At 59.5% G+C, this 3,513-nt stretch carries 6 protein-coding genes; 5 read left to right on the top strand and 1 reads right to left on the bottom strand.

Annotated elements, in window-relative coordinates; all coding sequences use genetic code 11:
• Positions 1-111: 111 nt before the first annotated feature.
• The 5 genes from Q0C48_RS11080 to Q0C48_RS11060 all read left to right on the top strand — a co-directional run bounded on the left by Q0C48_RS11080 (position 112) and on the right by Q0C48_RS11060 (position 2,492).
• Positions 112-318 carry a hypothetical protein gene (locus Q0C48_RS11080; protein WP_014028374.1) on the top strand — a complete coding sequence of 69 codons (207 nt, stop codon included), beginning with the start codon at positions 112-114 and terminating at the stop codon, positions 316-318.
• Positions 311-526, top strand: a complete 216-nt coding sequence (locus tag Q0C48_RS11075) for a type II toxin-antitoxin system HicA family toxin (RefSeq protein WP_291524329.1) — start codon at positions 311-313, stop codon at positions 524-526. Before Q0C48_RS11080 ends, Q0C48_RS11075 begins: the two co-directional genes overlap by 8 nt.
• Positions 527-703: 177 nt before the next feature.
• The gene (locus Q0C48_RS11070; RefSeq protein WP_291524327.1) at positions 704-985 is read left to right on the top strand and encodes a DUF1778 domain-containing protein; all 282 of its coding nucleotides are present in this window, start codon (positions 704-706) and stop codon (positions 983-985) included.
• Complete coding sequence (locus Q0C48_RS11065) at positions 982-1,512, top strand: GNAT family N-acetyltransferase (protein ID WP_291524325.1); 531 nt, start codon at positions 982-984, stop codon at positions 1,510-1,512. Before Q0C48_RS11070 ends, Q0C48_RS11065 begins: the two co-directional genes overlap by 4 nt.
• Positions 1,513-1,883: 371 nt before the next feature.
• Positions 1,884-2,492, top strand: coding sequence for a uracil-DNA glycosylase family protein (locus tag Q0C48_RS11060; protein ID WP_291524324.1), 609 nt, complete (start codon positions 1,884-1,886; stop codon positions 2,490-2,492).
• A 68-nt stretch (positions 2,493-2,560) separates the two neighbouring features.
• Here Q0C48_RS11060 and Q0C48_RS11055 read toward each other — a convergent pair.
• On the bottom strand, positions 2,561-3,513 hold a 953-nt coding region (locus Q0C48_RS11055; RefSeq protein ID WP_291524322.1), incomplete at its 5' end, for a protein adenylyltransferase SelO family protein.

Below are 3,513 nucleotides of genomic sequence, written 5' to 3'. Positions count from 1 at the left end.
CGCACTTCGTGCCCTCCGGCCTCACGCGGGTGCCGCACAACTCGCGCCCCGTTGGACACCCACACTCAGAATGCGCGACAATTAGCTTTTCCTGCCCTCGGAGCCATAGTCATGGAATTAACTGCGGTTCTTACCCCTGCCGAAGAAGGCGGATATGTTGCCCTCAATCCCGAAACCGGCACGACGACCCAAGGGGAAACAGTTGAGGAGGCTATTGCCAACTTAACCGAGGCAACAGCACTCTATTTATCCGAGTTTCCTTTACCTGCACCTGGACATCCACTGGTCACGATGTTCAGCGTTCCCGCACATGCCTAAGCTACCCCATGTCGCCGGTGCCACGGCAGTTCGGGCACTTGAACGATTGGGGTTTACGAAAATTCGCCAATCCGGTAGCCATGTCATCATGCGGCGTGGCTCCAAAGGCTGTGTCGTTCCGATGCACAGTGATATCAAGATCGGTACTCTTGCGGGTGTTCTGCGCCAAGCCGATATATCGCCAGACGAATTCATCAATGCCTTGTGAACTTGGCGAAGCGGGTGATAGCCAGCGTGACAGGCTTCGTCAGCGACACACTGCGACAAGCCAGAACGGCATAGCCGAAGTGCTGAGGTCGGTCGCCTCAGAACGAAAAATCGGACGCTAAGGAAAGTTGTGATGTACGGCAATTTGCCGCATAATCGTGGCCAGGAGGGTAAGCCCATGCCACAACCGTTTTCCACCGCTCGCCTCGAAGCCCGGATCAGCACCGATCTGCATTCGATGCTCAAGCGCGCCGCCGAGCTTCAGGGGCGCACCATGACCGATTTCGTGGTGGCCGCCGTTCAAGACGCCGCGCAACGCGCTATCGAACAAGCCGAAATCATTCGTCTGACGTTGGTCGATCAGGAGTGCTTTGCGCAGGCTTTGCTGTCGCCGCCGCAACAGACACCGGCCTTGAAACGCGCTTTCGCTCGTCGCAGCAAGCTACTGCGCCCTGAATGAGCAGTGCACCGTTTCTTGTTGCACCGCTCGATGCCGCGCATGGCCGCACCGTATTCAACAGCGGTTCGGAGCCGCTTGACCGCTACTTGCGAGAGGTGGTCACTCAAGACATTCGCCGTCGCGTGACAGCCTGTTTCATAGCGCTGGCTGACGGGCAGCGCATTGCAGGCTACTACACCTTAGCGTCGGCAAGCCTACTCTTGGCCGACCTGCCAGCCACGACGGCCAAAAAGTTGCCGCGATATCCGACCGTGCCAGTGGTACGAATGGGCCGCTTGGCCGTCGATCAGGCATTCAAGGGACAGGGGCTCGGCGGAGCGCTGCTGGCCGATGCTCTTGATCGAGCCACCCATTCCGAGATCGCCGCCTACGCTTTAATGGTCGATGCCAAGGATGAAGCTGCGGCAGCCTTCTATCGGCATCATGGGTTCATTGCGCTACCTGGCTTGTCGCTGACGCTGTTCCTTCCGCTGGCAACGGCGATCGCGTCCCGGAAAACGGGCAACAAGCGTTTTAGCCCGATTTAGGAGTTTTTTGTACATGAATGGACGGAACCCACAGTGGCGTCTGTCGAAAACCCCGGCGCTGTCGCTGGCACTGCCTGCGAGGGTCTTCATCGAAGTCCGCCAACGCGGATCACATAAACCGTTCGTGTCCTGCGTATGTGGACGCACTATGAATGAGCGGGCTAACCCATCCATCAAGACGGGCGCAAGTGATAAAACCGCTTGCGCCCGTTAGTTATGTCAGACATTGGGCGTCAGCGGTTGCTTATCGCGGAGTTTGGGCCTGCCATCCCTCGCGGGATGACAGGAATGTGTTCATTGAACCGCCGTATGCGCAGTGGTGTGAGAGGGGTAAGATTGTGAGAACTTCCCCTATCTCGATTAAAGCTTAGATGCCCGATCCCACAACGTATGGTGATCCTCTTACCGCGCTACTCACTCGTGTTCGCCATTGCGAACTTTGCGCCGGGCACCTGCCGCTTGGTGCGCGTCCGGTGCTGCAGATGGATTCGCGCGCCCGTATTTTGATCGCTGCGCAAGCACCGGGCAGGAAGGTGCACGAAACAGGTATTCCCTTCAACGATGCCAGCGGCGATAGGCTTCGTGTCTGGCTGGGTATCTCCCGAGAGGTATTCTACGACGCCCGACAGGTGGCGATCGTGCCCATGGGATTCTGTTACCCAGGCACCGGAACGTCCGGAGACTTGCCGCCGCGGCCAGAGTGCGCTCGTGCCTGGCATGGGGAATTACTGCCGCATTTGCAGCATCTGCAACTCACCCTGGTCATCGGCCAGTATGCCCGGGCTTATCACCTTCCCGCCGAGGCCGGAACGCTGACGGCGGTGGTTCATGCATGGCGCGAAAACTGGCCCAACCGGATACCGCTGCCGCATCCCAGCCCGCGTAATAATCTGTGGCTGAAGCGCAATCCGTGGTTCGAGGAAGAACTCATTCCGGTGCTTCAGGTGCGCGTGGCCGAGGTGCTTGCGCATGGCCGTTAACATGGCATTCAGGAGCGCGTCGTCCTTGAATGTGCATGGTATAACCTGCGGCCGCGCCCCAGTGAGCGCTACGTCCCGCAAAAGGTTTTGAATGGCCCGAAATCCTCGGGGGCGGGCTGGGTATAGCTCTCCAGCCCCGGACGCTCCGCGAAGGGCTGTTCCAGCACGGCGAGCAGCGCTTTGAACGGGGTGAGGTCCTGGTCCTGCGTAGCGGCGGCCAAGGCTTCCTCGACTTTGTGGTTGCGGGGTATGTAGAGCGGATTGACCTGATCCATAGCCTCGGCGCGCGCCTCCGCGGTGGTGCTTTCGCGCGCCAGCCTGGCCTGCCATTGCGCTAACCAGAGATCAAACGGCGCCGGGTTGGCAAAGTGGGCGCGGACCTGCGCCGGATCACCGCGCACTGCCGCTGATAAACTGCGGAAGACCTGTGTGTAGTCGGCATTCTGGCCTTCCATGGCGGACAGAAGGGCTTGCGCCAGCGCGAGATCGCCGTCCTCTGTCGTGGCCATACCCATCCTGGCGCGCATGCCGTCCAGCCAGTGGCTGGTATAGAGCCTGGGAAACTCGTTGATCTGTTCGGTCAGCAGGCGCACGGCCTCATTGGCGTCGGGGTGAACCAGATCAATCAGCGTTTCGGCGAAGCGCGTGAGGTTCCATTGTGCGATCAACGGCTGGTGGGCATAGGCATAGCGGCCCTGCGCGTCGATGGAGCTGAAAACCGTCTCCGGATCATAGGCATCCATGAAGGCGCAGGGGCCATAGTCGATGGTTTCGCCGGCGATGCTCATGTTGTCCGTATTCATCACACCGTGAATGAAACCGACCAGCATCCAGCGTGCGATGAGCGCAGCCTGTGCGGCGGACACCGCAGCAAAGAGGCTGAGATAGGGATTATCGGTCCCTTTCAAGGCGGGGTAGTGGCGGGCAATAGTGTAGTCGGCCAACTGTTTGACCCTGGCACTTTCGTTGCGTGCGGCAAAGAACTGAAAGGTGCCGACGCGAATATGGCTGGCGGCGATGC

It is taken from the genome of Acidithiobacillus sp. (assembly GCF_023255755.1).
Classification (GTDB): Bacteria; Pseudomonadota; Gammaproteobacteria; order Acidithiobacillales; family Acidithiobacillaceae; genus Acidithiobacillus.
This window is presented reverse-complemented; position numbering and strand designations above follow the sequence as displayed.

Coding starts and splice junctions, on each gene's coding strand:
- Q0C48_RS11075 (WP_291524329.1), top strand. CDS start 311: ATGCCTAAGCTACCCCATGTCGCCGGTGCCACGGCAGTTCGGGCACTT.
- Q0C48_RS11065 (WP_291524325.1), top strand. CDS start 982: ATGAGCAGTGCACCGTTTCTTGTTGCACCGCTCGATGCCGCGCATGGC.
- Q0C48_RS11060 (WP_291524324.1), top strand. CDS start 1,884: ATGCCCGATCCCACAACGTATGGTGATCCTCTTACCGCGCTACTCACT.
- Q0C48_RS11080 (WP_014028374.1), top strand. CDS start 112: ATGGAATTAACTGCGGTTCTTACCCCTGCCGAAGAAGGCGGATATGTT.
- Q0C48_RS11070 (WP_291524327.1), top strand. CDS start 704: ATGCCACAACCGTTTTCCACCGCTCGCCTCGAAGCCCGGATCAGCACC.